Origin of the sequence: Aurantibacter sp. (assembly GCF_039941195.1) — a bacterium.
Classification (GTDB): domain Bacteria; phylum Bacteroidota; class Bacteroidia; order Flavobacteriales; family Flavobacteriaceae; genus Aurantibacter_A.
Map to the genome: position 1 here is coordinate 24,233 of NZ_JBDVFA010000086.1, position 15,812 is coordinate 40,044.

At 33.1% G+C, this 15,812-nt stretch carries 20 protein-coding genes; 9 read left to right on the forward strand and 11 right to left on the reverse strand.

Going from position 1 to position 15,812, the window contains the following annotated elements; all coding sequences use genetic code 11:
- Positions 1-26 precede the first annotated feature (26 nt).
- Positions 27-983 (reverse strand): hypothetical protein, encoded by a 957-nt coding sequence (locus ABJF52_RS14545; RefSeq protein WP_348151743.1) that lies wholly within the window; start codon positions 981-983, stop codon positions 27-29.
- The gene (locus ABJF52_RS14550) at positions 967-1,932 is read right to left on the reverse strand and encodes a stage II sporulation protein M (RefSeq protein WP_348151745.1); all 966 of its coding nucleotides are present in this window, start codon (positions 1,930-1,932) and stop codon (positions 967-969) included. Before ABJF52_RS14550 ends, ABJF52_RS14545 begins: the two co-directional genes overlap by 17 nt.
- A gap of 77 nt (positions 1,933-2,009) precedes the next feature.
- Between ABJF52_RS14550 and ABJF52_RS14555 the strand changes: the two genes are divergently transcribed.
- Both ABJF52_RS14555 and ABJF52_RS14560 read left to right on the forward strand, forming a co-directional pair.
- On the forward strand, positions 2,010-2,735 hold the full coding sequence (locus ABJF52_RS14555; protein WP_348151748.1) for an RDD family protein: 726 nt from the start codon (positions 2,010-2,012) through the stop codon (positions 2,733-2,735).
- 75 nt (positions 2,736-2,810) lie between these two features.
- On the forward strand, positions 2,811-3,422 hold the full coding sequence (locus ABJF52_RS14560) for a trimeric intracellular cation channel family protein (protein WP_348151752.1): 612 nt from the start codon (positions 2,811-2,813) through the stop codon (positions 3,420-3,422).
- A 34-nt stretch (positions 3,423-3,456) separates the two neighbouring features.
- Here ABJF52_RS14560 and ABJF52_RS14565 read toward each other — a convergent pair whose 3' ends face one another.
- Positions 3,457-4,173 carry a peptidylprolyl isomerase gene (locus ABJF52_RS14565; protein ID WP_348151755.1) on the reverse strand — a complete coding sequence of 239 codons (717 nt, stop codon included), beginning with the start codon at positions 4,171-4,173 and terminating at the stop codon, positions 3,457-3,459.
- On the opposite strand from ABJF52_RS14565, the gene ABJF52_RS14570 reads away from it, so the two are divergent.
- Together ABJF52_RS14570 and ABJF52_RS14575 are read left to right on the forward strand one after the other, a co-directional pair.
- Positions 4,172-4,813, forward strand: a complete 642-nt coding sequence (locus tag ABJF52_RS14570; protein ID WP_348151757.1) for a CoA pyrophosphatase — start codon at positions 4,172-4,174, stop codon at positions 4,811-4,813. The genes ABJF52_RS14565 and ABJF52_RS14570 overlap by 2 nt on opposite strands.
- A 43-nt stretch (positions 4,814-4,856) precedes the next feature.
- Positions 4,857-5,663, forward strand: coding sequence for a lysophospholipid acyltransferase family protein (locus ABJF52_RS14575; protein ID WP_348151760.1), 807 nt, complete (start codon positions 4,857-4,859; stop codon positions 5,661-5,663).
- Here the strand turns inward: ABJF52_RS14575 and ABJF52_RS14580 are convergent.
- The gene (locus tag ABJF52_RS14580) at positions 5,660-6,313 is read right to left on the reverse strand and encodes a hypothetical protein (protein ID WP_348151762.1); all 654 of its coding nucleotides are present in this window, start codon (positions 6,311-6,313) and stop codon (positions 5,660-5,662) included. The two genes, ABJF52_RS14575 and ABJF52_RS14580, sit on opposite strands and share 4 nt — an antisense overlap.
- A 4-nt stretch (positions 6,314-6,317) precedes the next feature.
- A complete protein-coding gene (locus ABJF52_RS14585; RefSeq protein WP_348151764.1) occupies positions 6,318-6,812 on the reverse strand; it encodes a sigma-70 family RNA polymerase sigma factor in 495 nt (164 codons plus the stop codon).
- A gap of 234 nt (positions 6,813-7,046) precedes the next feature.
- On the opposite strand from ABJF52_RS14585, the gene ABJF52_RS14590 reads away from it, so the two are divergent.
- Positions 7,047-8,330, forward strand: a complete 1,284-nt coding sequence (locus ABJF52_RS14590) for an NAD(P)/FAD-dependent oxidoreductase (protein WP_348151923.1) — start codon at positions 7,047-7,049, stop codon at positions 8,328-8,330.
- Here the strand turns inward: ABJF52_RS14590 and ABJF52_RS14595 are convergent.
- The 3 genes from ABJF52_RS14595 to xerD form a co-directional block, all read right to left on the reverse strand.
- Entirely contained in the window at positions 8,325-9,005 is a 681-nt protein-coding gene (locus tag ABJF52_RS14595; protein ID WP_348151766.1) for a lysoplasmalogenase, read from the reverse strand. The two genes, ABJF52_RS14590 and ABJF52_RS14595, sit on opposite strands and share 6 nt — an antisense overlap.
- Positions 9,006-9,191: 186 nt before the next feature.
- Positions 9,192-9,890, reverse strand: a complete 699-nt coding sequence (locus tag ABJF52_RS14600; RefSeq protein ID WP_348151769.1) for a lysoplasmalogenase — start codon at positions 9,888-9,890, stop codon at positions 9,192-9,194.
- Positions 9,891-9,928: 38 nt separating this feature from the next.
- A complete protein-coding gene (xerD, locus tag ABJF52_RS14605) occupies positions 9,929-10,831 on the reverse strand; it encodes a site-specific tyrosine recombinase XerD (RefSeq protein ID WP_348151771.1) in 903 nt (300 codons plus the stop codon).
- A gap of 141 nt (positions 10,832-10,972) precedes the next feature.
- Between xerD and ABJF52_RS14610 the strand changes: the two genes are divergently transcribed.
- The 4 genes from ABJF52_RS14610 to aroQ all read left to right on the forward strand — a co-directional run bounded on the left by ABJF52_RS14610 (position 10,973) and on the right by aroQ (position 13,391).
- A complete protein-coding gene (locus tag ABJF52_RS14610) occupies positions 10,973-11,560 on the forward strand; it encodes a porin family protein (RefSeq protein WP_348151772.1) in 588 nt (195 codons plus the stop codon).
- A 67-nt stretch (positions 11,561-11,627) separates the two neighbouring features.
- A complete protein-coding gene (locus ABJF52_RS14615) occupies positions 11,628-12,227 on the forward strand; it encodes a porin family protein (RefSeq protein ID WP_348151775.1) in 600 nt (199 codons plus the stop codon).
- A gap of 164 nt (positions 12,228-12,391) precedes the next feature.
- Positions 12,392-12,904 carry a hypothetical protein gene (locus tag ABJF52_RS14620; RefSeq protein ID WP_348151778.1) on the forward strand — a complete coding sequence of 171 codons (513 nt, stop codon included), beginning with the start codon at positions 12,392-12,394 and terminating at the stop codon, positions 12,902-12,904.
- 70 nt (positions 12,905-12,974) lie between these two features.
- Positions 12,975-13,391 carry a type II 3-dehydroquinate dehydratase gene (gene aroQ, locus ABJF52_RS14625; RefSeq protein ID WP_348151781.1) on the forward strand — a complete coding sequence of 139 codons (417 nt, stop codon included), beginning with the start codon at positions 12,975-12,977 and terminating at the stop codon, positions 13,389-13,391.
- Here aroQ and ABJF52_RS14630 read toward each other — a convergent pair.
- From ABJF52_RS14630 to msrB, 3 genes are all read right to left on the reverse strand, one after another.
- Positions 13,383-13,664, reverse strand: coding sequence for a DUF3817 domain-containing protein (locus tag ABJF52_RS14630; protein WP_348151784.1), 282 nt, complete (start codon positions 13,662-13,664; stop codon positions 13,383-13,385). The genes aroQ and ABJF52_RS14630 overlap by 9 nt on opposite strands.
- Before the next feature lie 74 nt (positions 13,665-13,738).
- Positions 13,739-15,130 (reverse strand): dihydrolipoyl dehydrogenase, encoded by a 1,392-nt coding sequence (lpdA, locus tag ABJF52_RS14635; protein WP_348151786.1) that lies wholly within the window; start codon positions 15,128-15,130, stop codon positions 13,739-13,741.
- 150 nt (positions 15,131-15,280) lie between these two features.
- Positions 15,281-15,778 carry a peptide-methionine (R)-S-oxide reductase MsrB gene (gene msrB / locus ABJF52_RS14640; protein WP_348151789.1) on the reverse strand — a complete coding sequence of 166 codons (498 nt, stop codon included), beginning with the start codon at positions 15,776-15,778 and terminating at the stop codon, positions 15,281-15,283.
- Positions 15,779-15,812 lie beyond the last annotated feature (34 nt).

The following is a 15,812-nucleotide window of genomic DNA, read 5'->3' on the forward strand; positions in this document are numbered from 1 at the left end:
AAATAATAGTATGAAACTGTATTTTATCACTCGCCCAAGTTTCCTATTTGTTCAATTTTTGATCTCGTGTTGGTATTGTAAGTTTCTTCATGTAACGAATAGAATAGAAAACCATTTACAAATTGCGAAAGACATTGACCATAAACCATGACTATTAAATAAAAAGCAAGTCCAATTGTATAAACAATTGTTGAAACAATAGATTCGGAAACATCAACTTCATTAGTGACTACATGAAATGTGTACAGGCCAACAATCACTCCGGGTATAATCATCACGACCATTGACAAAATGCCGTTAAGTAATCCTAATATAAAATTAACTCCAACCGATTTCCAGAAGTGGTTTCGTACCAATTGCCAACCTTCACGGAAGGAATCCATTACATCTTTATCGTCATTTAAGAGTGAAAAAAATGAAACTCCAAACCAAGCTAATGTTCCAAACATTATAACGTAATAAGCCAAAATTCCCAATAAAGGAATAAACATAAGTACGACGCCTACAGTATAAATTACTATGAATAACACTACCATTATTACAGCAAACAAGAATATTTTTCCAAAGCGTTCTTTAAAGAAATTCCAAACTTCTTTTTTGTCAAAAGAATTGCCTTTGTTTTCTTCATATTTAAGCATATAAGAACCTGCAAGACTATAATTCATAATAGCTACTGCCATGAAAATAAAGAAGAATAGGACACCGCCAATGATAAAAGAAGTAATATAGGTTTCTTCCATATTTTGCTCCCCCGACTCAAGATACTGGTAGTTACTGCTATACGTTATTAAACCAATAAAACCTGAAACTAAAAAATAACTTACTACCAATAAGCCTATTAAAAACAACCCGTTGTAACTTAAAAAAACATTGGTAAATTTTTTCAAATTTTGTTTTAAAAAGGTAAAGTAATCAGAAATTATTGCACCTAAATCCCTGCGGACTTTAAGCTCAATATATTCACTTTTAGTATTGTTTTGCATGTTGTTTGTTCAATAGAATTGGGTAAATAATATAATAGTATATAATAAGAGCCAATGACCCACCAATAATTAAAAAGGCTAACCAATTCGGCATATTTGAATAACGTGTAATAAAACCTTCTATGAAACCTGCTATTACAAAAAAGGGTATGGTACTTACTACCACTTTTAACCCGTCTTTAGCACCTTTCATAAACGAAACTCGTCTCGAGAATGTTTTCGGAAATAGAATACTGTTGCCCATAATTAAACCTGCACAACCTGCTATTATAATAACCGATATTTCAATAGTTCCATGAAGCCAAATTTGTTTGTTGGCTTCAAAAAACACCCCTTTTGTGTAAAAAAAAGTAATAAAAGCACCAAGCATAACCCCATTACTAAATAAAATGTATGCGGTACCTATACTCGTAATTACACCAAATGAGAACGCTAAAAAGGCTACTCTTATGTTGTTTATGGTAATTCCTAAAAAAGTGCCAATTTCACTGCCACCTTTATAAATAGCAGTAGGGTCACCTTCAGAAATATTGTTTAAAGTTTGATTTACGTACCCATCACCAAGAATAAGGCGAACAAAGGTGTCGTCTTTTAAGGCTGAAAGACTGCCTATTGCCGTAGCAATAATGAAAATTAAAAATGCAATTCCTAAGGTTTGGTGATATTGTTTAAAGAATAGAGGAAATTCAGTTTTCCAGAATGAAACAATCCTATTCTTACTTTCTTTTTTATTCTTATAAATTTTTTGATGTGCTTGGGAGGCTAAAGAATTTAAATACAATAAAGTCTTACTTTCTGCGTAATAAGTTTGTGCGTAGGCTAGATCGTTAGTTAGATGAATATAACCATCAGCAAGTTCATCCGGATTTAGTTGTGAGTTAAGGGTGAGGGCTTTTTCAAATGCCATCCATTTTTCCTTATTTTGCTTTACGAAAGCAGCTTCACGCATAAGTATACTATGTTAATTAACGTATAAGGAAACTTAAAAAAGCTATTTATACGGGTTATTTTAAAATTAATGGTTCTATGATTAACCTTCAAATAAATACAACGCAAAATGTTAACTTAGATTATACTATTGTTAGTATTGGTGAAAGAATTCTTGCTTTTTTGATTGATGGCTTTATTCTGTACCTCTATTTTATTTTAGTAAACTTCGCTACTACAGCATTAGGTTACATATTTGAAGATGCATGGACTCAGTTCGGTTTGCAGAGTTTAATTCTCTTACCAGCAATGTTTTACAGCCTTATTATGCATAGCTTATTTAATGGTAGAACTGTAGGGAAAATGCTAATGAAAATGCGTGTTGTACGCTTTGATGGTACGCCTGTGCATTGGTCTAATTATTTAGTGAGATGGATGTTACGCTTAGTAGATATTTGGATATTTGTAGGCAGTATTGGTTTGCTAACTATATTATTTTCTGATAAAAGGCAACGATTAGGAGATGCTGCAGCGGGTACAGTTGTAATTAGTACTAAGAATACAACGAAGGTTTCTCATACTATTTTAGAAGATGTAGAAGAAACGTATGAGCCTACCTTTTCAAATGTTACCTTACTGAGTGATAAAGATATACGTTTGATTAAAGATACCTATAGAATAGCTAAACAAAGTGCAGACCATAAAACTATGAAGGCTCTTCGTGATAAAGTTGAGAGCGTATTAACAACTAACTCAGAACTGTATGATGTTCAGTATTTGGATACCGTGCTAAAGGATTATAGCTATTACACGCAGCAGATTTAAAAATAATAGCGATATTGAGTTATAGAGAACTAATAACCTCAAATTCGTTTTTTCAACCAAAATTCATAATTACAAATGTTTTATTTTGCAATTGATATTCTCGGTACAATAGCGTTTGCTATCTCTGGAGTTTTGGTAGCTATGGAGAAAAAGCTTGACCTGTTTGGGGTTTTCATTATTGCTTTTGTTACTGCTGTAGGTGGTGGTACTTTAAGAGATATGCTTATTGGTAGTACGCCCGTTGCTTGGATGCAAAATACCACTTATATTTTGGTAATTATTGGAACCGTAGCTTTCACTATAATCTTTCGTAATTATTTAAAGTATTTTACAAAGTCACTTTTTTTGTTCGATACTATAGGCATTGGTTTATACACTTTAGTGGGAATTGAAAAGGGGTTGAGTATTGGATTGAATCCTCTTGTTTGTATTGCATTAGGTACTATGACCGCTAGCTTTGGGGGAGTGATTAGGGATATTCTTTGTAATGAAATTCCTGTTGTTTTTAGAAAAGAAATTTATGCTACAGCTTGTATTTTAGGCGGCAGTTCGTATTTCATACTTAGAGAATTACCAATAGAAAATACGTTCGCTTATATAGCAGCAATTGTCATTGTGATTGTAATTCGAATTTTAGCCGTGGTGTTTAAGATAGCCTTACCTAATATTTATAAAAGTAAAACTTGAAGTTGATCTTTAGTTCGTGTTTGGTAATGATCAATTAGTCAATTACTTCTGCTTTTTCAATATAAACATTAACCGATGGCCAATCGCCTTTACCAGTATCCACAGCGTTTATTTTATCTACGACATCCATTCCCGATATAACTTTTCCAAAGGGTGTATAATTTCCATCTAAATGATATGATCCTGGTTTGGTTACCACAATAAAAAACTCGTAAGGCGAAGCTAATTTATGTGGATTGTCATTTTCACTACTTGGCATTGAAAGTGTACCACGATGATGTTTATGGCCTTTTCTGGTATCCGGCGGAAGCAAATAACGACCAATCTCCCGTCTTTTTTTCGGTGTGGCTTCATCATCGGCATTACCGCCCTGAATTATAAAGTTTTTTACTATTCTATGAAATTGAGTATTGTCGAAATATCCTTTTCTGGTTAAGTAAATGAAATTTGCTTTATGGTAAGGAACATTTTCAAATAATTGGATAATAAAACTGCCTAAACTAGTTGTTATTTTTACTTTGTTTTCTTTTAGTCCTTTTTGATAATCGAAGAAAAACTGAATCGCATTTTCTTCATTAAGCACAAATTTTTCTTCTTCTAATTCTTCTGCAATTGTAGAATCCTTTTCAATGATTTCTTTATGCTGATTTTTGGTTTTTATAGACGAATCTTTTTTATTGGATTCATCTTTGCAACCAACTAAAAAAAATAATGTTATTATTGTGGTTAATGCGATTTGTTTTAAGCTCATGGACTTTAATTTGTTTTCAAAACAGGTATCAAAAATAAAAAATCTTCCATTACCCGGAGTTGACTCTCACTATAAAATGGTACCTGCATTTAGGGAAGAACTCATGAAAAGGAATCAAAATCTCAAGATTACTCCCAAAAGAGCAGGAGTAATGGCGCTTTTTTATCCTGATAGTCAAAATAGTACACATTTCTTACTAATATTAAGAAAAACCTATAAAGGTGTGCACTCCAATCAAGTAGCTTTTCCAGGAGGGAAGGCAGAGGAAATTGATGAAAATATAATGATTACTGCACTTCGAGAAACTGAAGAGGAAGTGGGTGTACCTACCGCCAGTATTAAGGTTATTAAAGAATTGACACAGGTGTATATTCCCCCCAGTAATTTTATGGTTTCGCCTTTTATTGGATTTTCTACCGGAGAAATTTCTTTCACATTACAGCAAGAAGAAGTAGAGAAAATTGTGGAAGTTCCTATTTTAGATTTATTGGATGATAAAAAAATCTTTTCGAAAAAAATAACTACATCTTATGCTGTAGATGTAGACGTACCTGCCTTTAAATTAAATGGTTATACGGTTTGGGGGGCAACAGCTATGATGTTAAGTGAAGTCAAAGACTTAATAAAACAAGTGATGTGAGCATCTTATTTTGTAAATTCGACGGTTCAAATTAAATGTCTAAATGAGTATATTCAAGGAAAATCCTTTTGGTCATATTCTTTTTATAAAGAAGTTCTTAATACGTGTATTAGGCTTAATTACGCATCAGCGTTATAAAAGATTTAATACGTTAGAGATTGAGGGTTCTGAAATAATAAGAAACTTACCGGAAAGGAATGTTCTTTTTGTTAGCAACCACCAAACTTATTTTGCAGATGTTGTAGCAATGTTTCATGTTTTTAATGCAAGTTTAAAAGGGCGTGACGATAATATTAAACGCATCTCTTATATTTTGCAACCAAAGCTAAATGTGTATTATGTTGCTGCCGCAGAAACCATGAAAAAGAGTCTTTTTACCAAGGCCTTGGCTTATGCAGGAGCCGTAAGTGTGGAACGAACTTGGCGGTCTCATGGAAAAGATGTGAAGAGACAAGTTAAGATGACTGATATTTCTAGAATTGGTATGGCTTTAGAAGATGGTTGGGTTATTACTTTTCCACAAGGTACAACCACACCTTGGAAACCTTTAAGAAAAGGTACAGCACATATTATTAAAAAGTATAAGCCGGTGGTGGTGCCAGTTGTTATAGATGGTTTCCGTAGATCATTTGATAAAAAAGGACTGCGCATAAAGAAAAAAGGAATTTTACAATCATTAGTGATTAAAGAGCCGTTGGAAATTGATTATGACAATGAGAGTAACGAAGAAATTATTGAAAAACTCGAATATGCCATAGAGCAACATCCTTCGTTCTTAAAAGTTATTCCTAAGGAAGAAATTGCCGAATATGAGGCATTAAATCAAAAACGTAGGTTTAGAAAGCACTAAACTTCAAGCCTTTTTAATTCTTTGTGGTTCTTTTTTAGTTTTCTCAAGAGGAGACCATATAGTAAAAAGTAAATTGCTCCGATAATTAAGGGCATTATTAAAGCCATGGCCAAATACACTCCAATTAGTAATTTCTTCAATTTTTCTGGCTCCATTTCCATAAACTCATCATATCCAAATGCTTCAGCAAGGGCTGTTAAATCGGAAGTAAGGTATATGCCAAAAGCGAAGGAAACCATGGTTATGAAAATTAACGATAGCGAAAAAATAACGTAGTACTTTACAGTTTTTCTCGTCTTTATAATATTATCCATTAAGTTCTTAGCATTATCTAATACTGAGATTTCCTTATAGCGCTTATAGAATTCAAAAATGAAATACGCTACAACAGTATATTGTATTATAGTTAAACCAATAACCCAATACCTTAGACCAACACTATCATATACCGCCATCTGGTTCTGAGCTTGAGGTAGAAAGTACAGTAAATGGGGTAATATAAATTCTAAAATACTAATGATCATTATCCACTTGACTATGGAAGAAGATTTCTTCCATATCATGGTATGAAGTTCATTATACGACAGTTTAGGAAGATCCTCTTCCTTTTTCTGCCAGTCTTTTTTAAGTAGTTCCAGTTCGTCCATCATAATTTTATGGATTTAATATGGTTCTCAATTTATTCTTAATTCGGTTCATCTTTACGCGCGCATTTACTTCGGTTATACCCAATGTTTCACTGATTTCACTATAATTTTTATCTTCTAAATAAAGAAAAACAAGTGCTTTATCAATGTCTCCTAATTGTTTTACTGCCTTATACATCAACTTTAATTGTTGTTCTTCAGTCTCATCATATTCGTCGGCTTTAATTTTAAAAATTACTGATTCGTAATCTTGTGTTTTTATACTTCTTTTAGATTTGCGATAAAGGGTAATGGCGGTGTTCAACGCCACACGATACATCCAAGTACTAAACTTAGACTCGCCTCTAAATTTCGGGTATGCTTTCCATAGTTGAATTGTAATTTCTTGAAACAAGTCATTGTGCGAATCACGATCATTGGTGTACAGGGTACACACCTTATGAACAATATTCTGATTGCTCTCAAGGTCTGTCACAAATTGATGTTCCAGTTCTTTATTCACGTATTAGAAGGTGGTTGTTACTGGTTAGTAGACAAATTTTGCTTTTTGTTACATATTTAATTCTTCAATGCTAAAATTTCATTACATAAAAATATATAATATGCTATTCCGTTTTCTTCAAGGTTAGTTATGTAGCTTCTAAACAGTTGATAAAGATAGCAAAAACAACAACTTTTAGATTTCTTTACGGCGAGTATAACGTACTTTTGTATGATTATGATAAACGAATGTGATTTGAATATACCGAAGTCAGGCCTGCCAAGAGTGGTAATAATTGGTGGGGGCTTTGGAGGGGTCTCTTTGGCAAAAGAACTTAGAGATCAAGAGGTGCAGGTGGTATTGATAGATAAACATAATTACCATACGTTTCAACCTCTTTTATATCAGGTGTCTACAGGTGGTCTTGAGCCAGATTCTATTGCTTATCCTTTGCGTAAAATATTACAAGATTCTCCGAATAATTATTTTCGTCTTGCGGAAGTGTTAGAAATTAAACCAGAAGAAAATAGCGTTGAAACTGATATAGGTGAAATCGGATATGATTATTTAGTATTGGCTACTGGTTCAAAGACAAATTTCTTTGGAAATACCAATATTGAAAAAAATGCAATGGCGATGAAGACTGTACCACAAAGTCTTAATCTGCGTAGTTTAATATTAGAAAATTTCGAAGATGCTCTACTTACCGATGATTTAAATAAACGGGAAGCATTAATGAACTTTGTAATTGTTGGAGGTGGGCCCACAGGTGTGGAATTGGCAGGTGCATTGGCTGAAATAAAGAAAGGTATTTTACCTAAAGATTATCCAGATTTGGATACTCGTATTGCGCAAATTAATCTAATTCAAGGTAGTGATCGGTTGTTGGCTACAATGAGTGAGCCAGCATCGAAAAAGGCAGAAATATTCCTTAAAAAATTAGGAGTAAATGTTTACAAAAATATGCGTGTTACTGATTATGACGGATATAATGTTTCAACCAATGTAGATGATAGTTTCGAAGCGGCCACATTAATATGGGCGGCTGGGGTGCAAGGAGCAACGATAAAAGGCTTAAATGCCGAAGATATTATTGTTAGGGGTAACCGTGTGAAAGTTGATGAATTTAATAAAGTAATCGGATTTGATAATGTTTTTGCAATAGGTGATATTGCTATAATGCAATCTAAAAATGAACCATACGGACACCCGATGGTAGCGCAACCGGCTATGCAGCAAGGAAGACATCTGGGGGCTAATATATTACGTTTGTTAAGCAAGAAAGCGCTTGTTCCTTTTAAATATAATGATAAGGGATCCATGGCTACTGTAGGAAGAAATAAAGCAGTAGTAGACATGAAAAAGTTTAAATTTCAAGGTGTATTTGCGTGGTTTGTTTGGATGTTTGTACACCTATTTTTCTTAATAGGATTTAGAAACCGCGTGGTTGTATTTGTTAATTGGGTGTACAATTATGTGCGATTTGATCGAGAAGCACGATTAATTATTCGTCCTTATAAAAAGAATAAAGGGTTATAGGGTTTTAGATTCAGTAATCAAATTTTCTTTTATTATTCCAATGACCATTAATAATTGAGCAAGTCCATAAATTCCCATTACTAAAATACGAGCGTAGGGAATATCACTCTTAAATTTTGTAATGGCTAAAATACTGTTTGATAGCATAAATAGCAGTGAGCCAGCTAATACATAGATATAACTGTTATTGGTCATAGAATCATCCCGTACATACGCGAAAAGAATCATTATCATTAATACAATTATATAAACAGCAACAGGAATGGCTAAATTATATAGCGAATCTCTTAAATATAAAAGTAGCGCCATTACATAACCTAATAATACAAACAGGGGTGCTATAATGCCAATCTCCTTATTTCGTGACCTAGAGAATTGAAGGGCATAAAAGATGTGTCCGATAAGAAAAGCTAAAACTCCAAAAATAAATAGCGGTTCAGATACTCTAGCGTAAATAAGAATAACGTCACCAAGTATACCACAAGACAATGCAGCGGCTACTAGATTTTTAGTACGTTTATCAACGTTTTGAATTAATAAAAAAACTAAAATTGAACCTACAACTAAAGGTTTTGAAAATATACGATACGACCACCATTCTGAATTGGAGATTAAAACAAGCTCAATTAATAAAATAACAGCAAAACACCAGAGAAATGGAATAAGTTTCTTCATATTCAGTTAATGCAATAAAGCCAAATATATTTAAACTTTTACGTTACTGAAAATATTAGTTTTAAGTGCTCGATAGAATAAGATTCTTGAGGTTTATATTTATTAAGAGTTACTAATTTTTTGGTTTAATCTTAAATTGAAACTTTAAAAAACCTCTTGCTTAATCTAATAAATTAATTCCTTCAATTAAATAGAATATTCATCTTGGAGATTTTTCATTTTGGTATTTAATGCACCCTTTAAAATACCTACAATAACTAAGAGTTGTGCGCTTGAATAAAAGGCCATTACTAAAATTCTCGAAAAAGGAATATCGCTTTTAAATCTAGTTATAGCTAAAATACTATCAGAAAACATAAACAGAAAGGTGCCAGAAAGCACATAAATATAACTGTTATTCGTTAATGAGTCATTTCTTAAATAAGCAAATAGTATCATAATTAAATGTGCAGAAATATAAATTGCTACAGGTATAGCAAAATCATTTAAAGAATCGTGTAAATAAAGGTATACAGAGGCAGCATAAAAAAATAATACTAGCGTAGGGGCTATAATACCTAACTCTTTATTTCTACTCCTAGAAAATTGAATAGCATACATAAGGTGTGTGGTGAAAAAAGCTAATAAACCTCCATAAAATAAAGACTCATAAATTTCATCATAAATCAATAATAAATCGCCTATAAGCGAACAGAAAAGTGCAGTTGAAACAAATATTCTAGTTTTGCGATCAACTTTTTGTAGTAGAAAAAAAATAATCATAGAAACCATAATCAATGGTTTCGAAATAAATCTATATGACAGTAATTCGGGGTTGTCCACAACTATTAATTCAATGAGAACAATAATCATATAACTCCAAAGAAAAGGTTTTAAATGCTTCATGGGAAACTTAGTTGGGGACACAAAAGCAGCAAATATATTTATTCTTTTTTTCTTGGATGAAAATTATTTAACACATCTTCTAAATGAGTTTTATCTACGTGCATATAAACCTCCGTTGTTGTAATACTCTCATGGCCCAACATCTGTTGAATAGCTCTAAGATCAGCACCATTCTGAAGTAGGTGAGTAGCAAAAGAATGTCGAAATGTATGTGGACTTATGTTTTTTTTAAGTCCGATTTTTTCAGCTAATTGTTTAATAATTGTAAAGACCATTGCCCTCGTTAGTTGCTTGCCTCTTCGATTTAAAAATAGAATGTCTTCAAAATCTTTTTGTACTTTTTGATGTACACGAACTTCCTTGCGATAAATAGTAATGTATTTCTTATTTACTTTACTAATCGGTACAAACCGTTGTTTATCACCCTTACCGGTTACTTTAATAAAATCTTCTTCAAAGTATAAATCTGACAAGCGTAAATTAATAAGTTCGGATACCCGCAAACCGCAACCATAAAGTGTCTCTAGCATGGCTCTATTTCTTTCTCCTTCTGGTTTAGATAAGTCAATACTGTCAATTAAATCATTTATTTCATCTTCAGAAAGTGTGTCAGGTAGTTTGCGACCTATTTTAGGAGATTCAATTAAGTCCATTGGATTGTCCACTCTGTAATCTTCAAAAACCATATAGCTAAAAAAGCTTTTTAACCCAGAAATAATTCGTGCTTGCGAACGTGGATTTACTTTTTTAGCAATTTCATAAATAAACTGTTGAACTATTGATTTATTAATTTTTTCCGGAGACTCATCTAAATTGTGTTCTTCTAAATACCCTATTAATTTTTCAATATCTAAAATGTAATTCTTAATTGAATTATTGGCTAAACCTCTTTCAATCTTTAAGTAATGTTCAAAGTCTTTTAAGGCTGCTTTCCATTTCATTTTGTAAAGGTAGCGAATGAAATAATTATTTTATATCGCGTTAAAATTCAAATTATTAGGTGTTTATGTAATGTGGTATGAAGATTGTATAGTTGGTTATTGACTATAAAACACACATAAAATTTTAAACACTACATTATTATGAAAAAATTAATCACATTAGCCGTAGTGGCTTTTTTTGGAGTTTATCAAGCACAAGCTCAAACCGATTTTCAATTTGGAGTTACTGGTGGCCTCTTAAATAATGACACGAATATTAAGGCATCTGTAATTGGTATTTCCCTTTTTAATTTAGACGCAATTAATAAAACGGGTTATTACGTAGGTGCAATTGCTGATTTAGGCATTACCGATAAATTTCACATACAACCCGAACTTACATATGGTAAAGCAGGTGACTTATCATTTGTTTATTTACCAATTATGGCCAAATTTTATATAACGAGAGGGCTTAATATTCAGGCAGGACCACAATTGAGCTTTAATTCAAATGTCGACGAAATTAAATCAATATTAAAAGATTTATCTAATGATGATGATCGATTTAGTGATACACTTAAATCTACAGCTATTGAAATGGGAGTAGGAGCAGGTTATGATATTACACGTCACCTAATGGTACAAGCACGATACTCTTTTGCTATAACCGATAGATATAATGGTCCTGGTGACGCTCTTTTAGATGTTAAAAACACAACTTTAAATGTAGGAGTGGCATATAAGTTTTAATCAAATTAAATTATTGTAATTTTATATAGAATTTAACCTTTTAATACATTATTAAACACTAAACCTTATGAAGAAAGTTATCTTTTTGGCAGTTGTTCTACTTGCCCTAGGAGCTGAAAAAATGAAAGCACAAGTAATAGTCCAAGACAAAACTATTTCTAATAATAATGCTCTTGATGGAGAAATCAGATTTGGGGCAAAGGCAGGTTTAAATATTTCAACTTTTATAAATAAAGATTATTTCGATGTTACACCTAAACCAGGAGGATTTATAGGCGGTTTGGCTGAAATACCAATCACTGAAGGAATTTATGCCCAACCAGAATTGTTAATTTCTTTTCAAGGAGCAGATATCGGGCCTGGAGACCTTAACTTAATTTATTTGCACGTTCCTTTAATGGGTAAATATCATATTACTGATGAATTTGCTGCGGAATTGGGACCGCAATTGAGTTTGGTTTTAAGTGACAATGCTAGCGACTATATTAATAATGGTGAAGAATTAAAAACGAATACATTTCAGGTAGCTTTTAATTTAGGAGGAGGGTATCGCTTGAATGAAAGCTTATATTTTCAAGCACGTTTTAGTGTGGGATTATCTAAAACTGTTCAAGATTCTACAGTTAAAAATGGTATAATTCAAATAGGTGCTGCTTACTTTTTCTAATATCATAAACGCCATAAAAGATAAGACCGAATTATTTCGGTCTTTTTTTTTAGACTTCCTTTTCTTTGGCTTTATAAGCTTAATGAATATTCCTTTTTGTACAATTTTTAACAAATTGTTGAGTTAAGGTTTCAACTTAAAATTTAGTCAAAAAGTATAAAGTTATGAAAAACAGCCTGTTAGTTATTGTATTTGTTTTGTTTTCATTTGCCATACAAGCTCAAAAAGGTTTTAAATTAGGATTTCACGGTTCTTTACCTATGGGTGAAAATAATGAGGTTGTTAGTTTAGGCGCTGGAATAGATCTTGGGTATATGTACCCTTTAGGTGAAGTGGTTGACTTAGGGATTATGACCGGTTTTACGAATGGTTTTCCAGAAACTTTTCATACTGACGTTGTATTATATGATTTACCTCATATTCAATTCGTACCTGTTGCTTTGGGTATGAGGATATGGCCTTCCAATTCTTTTTCGTTTGGAGGTGAAGTTGGAAATGCCTTTGGTGTTAACGAGGGTAACGAAGGCGGACTTTATTACCGACCTGTAGTAGGTTTGCTTCTTGGAGCTCAATTTGAGGTTAATGTTTCCTACACTAATGTGATTTTAGACGGTGAAGATTGGACAACTGTAAATTTAGGTGTCTTATATACTTTTCCGCCTAAGAACCCATATTAATAAATATCTTAAAATGATGTGTAAAGCGATTGAACTTTTTTTATCGCTGGCTATTTGATACTTTTACTTTATGAAGTTGATGATAATAAATGGGCCCAATTTAAACCTTCTTGGTAAACGTGAGCCCGAAATGTATGGTAGTAAGACCTTTGAAGATTATTTCATTGAGTTGCAAGAGAAATTCAAAGACTGCCAATTGGAATACTTTCAATCGAATATTGAAGGTGAACTTATTGGAAAAATTCAGGATGTTGGATTCTCTTACGATGGAATAATTCTTAATGCAGCTGCATATACGCATACTTCTGTAGGTATAGGAGACGCAGTAAAAGGCGTGGAAACTCCAGTAATTGAAGTGCACATATCAAATACGCATAAACGTGAAGAATTCAGACACGTATCCTACATATCTTCAGGTTCAAAAGGAGTTATATTAGGATTTGGATTGCAGAGTTATGATCTAGCAATACAGAGTTTTTTAAACTGATTTTTGCAGATATTTCTTTTCTACATAAAAAGTAGCAAATGGTAATAAGGAGGCTACTAAAAGAATTAGAAGTCTCTTAAAGGACCATTTTTTTTGATACCAATATAATATTGCAAGAATAATATATCCGATAAAAAGCACGCCGTGCGCATATCCAACGTATTTATTAGGCATTGGTAAACCTGCCATATACTTTAAAGGCATGGTTACTGCAAAAAGGGCTAAATATGAAATACCTTCTAAAATAGCCGTGATGCGAAAAGCTGCAAGCATTATATTGAAAATTATGAAGTATTAAAAGAAGAAGAGTAGCCAGATTTTTATACGCTAGCTACTCTTAAAAAAAATTATAAATGAATTACTTCGTCATAAGCGGCCGCTACTGCTTCCATAACTGCTTCGCTCATAGTTGGATGAGGGTGAACTGCTTTAAGTACTTCATGCCCCGTGGTTTCTAATTTTCTTGCTACAACTGCTTCTGCAATCATATCAGTAACACCAACACCAATCATATGGCAACCTAACCATTCGCCATATTTGGCATCAAATATTACTTTTACAAATCCATCAGAGGCACCCGATGCTTTCGCTTTTCCACTAGCCGAAAATGGAAATTTTCCAACTTTAATATCAAGTCCCTTTTCTTTCGCTTGTTTTTCTGTAAGTCCAACAGATGCGATTTCTGGAATGCAATAGGTACAACCAGGAATATTTCCATAATCCAATGCTTCTACATGCATTCCTGCAATGTTTTCTACACAAAGAATACCTTCTGCAGACGCAACGTGTGCTAGCGCTTGGCCTGGAGTAACATCTCCAATAGCATAATACCCTTCTACGTTAGTTTTGTAATTGGCATCTACTACTATTTTATCACGATCTGTTTTAATTCCAACATTTTCAAGTCCAATTTTTTCAATGTTAGATTTTATTCCAACTGCTGAAAGAACGATATCTGCCGGAATTATTTCAGCACCTTTAGCTGTTTTTACATTTACTTTTACGCCATCACCAGAAGTATCAACATGTGTTACTTCAGAAGAGGTCATTACTTTTATTCCAGATTTTTTTAAACTTCGTTCCAATTGTTTTGAAACGTCTTCATCTTCTACAGGAACAATAGTCGGTAAATACTCTACTATAACAACTTCAGTACCCATTGTATGATAGAAATAGGCGAATTCAACCCCAATTGCTCCACTGCCAACAACAACCATTTTTTTAGGCTGTTCTTTAAGACTCATTGCTTCACGGTACCCAATAATTTTTTTACCATCTTGTGGAAGACTCGGTAGTTCTCGACTGCGGGCTCCGGTAGCTATAATAATATGTTTGGCACTATATTCAGTTTCTTTACCACTTTCATCTTTTACTGATACCTTTTTACCAGCTTTTAAGGTGCCGTACCCTTTAAGGACCTCAATTTTATTTTTTTTCATCAAAAATTGAACACCCTTACTCATGCCATCTGCAACACCACGGCTCCTTTTAACTACAGCGTCAAAATCTTTATCAACATTTTCTGCTTTTAGTCCATAATCAGATGCATGTTTTAAGTAATCAAAAACCTGTGCTGATTTTAAAAGTGCTTTTGTTGGTATACAACCCCAATTAAGACAAACACCACCGAGACTCTCTTTCTCAATAATAGCTGTTTTTAAACCTAATTGCGACGCTCTAATAGCGGTAACATATCCTCCGGGCCCACTGCCCAAAACAATAACATCGAAGTTGCTCATTTGTGTAGTTTTAATGCTAAATTAATAGAGTGCAAAGGTACGAAAGCAAAATCATTTTTAAATGGCTATATCCATCAAATCACAAATTGTAAATGATTAGTTGAAGACCTCAAATTTTGGCCTAAATAAAAGTTAGTTTAAAGAATCTTCTTATTTGGATGGTACAAATTTTAGCGCGGCACCATTTATACAATGCCTTTTGCCTGTTGTTTCTTGTGGTCCGTCATCAAAAACATGCCCTAAATGACCTCCGCAAGTAGCACAATGCTCTTCAGTGCGTTTATAGCCAATTTTATAGTCAACATCATACAAAACATTACCCCTAATTTCTCTGTCGAAACTTGGCCAGCCCGTACCAGAAATAAATTTGTCTCTACTTCTAAATAGTTCGGTTCCACATCCGGCACAAACATAGACCCCCTTTTCTTTATTACCTAATAGGTCACTAGTAAAGGACCTCTCAGTACCTGCTTCACGAAGCACATAATATTCTAAATCACTTAGCTCTGAACGCCATTCGCTATCAGTTTTAACTACTTCAAATTTTTCTTTTTTTGATTCTTTGTTGGTTTCTTTTTTATCTTGTGATATACCGTTGCAACCAAAAAAGGCGAAGACTACTATTAGGCTTATTTTTTTAATAATCATAGCAATTTATTATTTTATAATTGGACGTATTAGT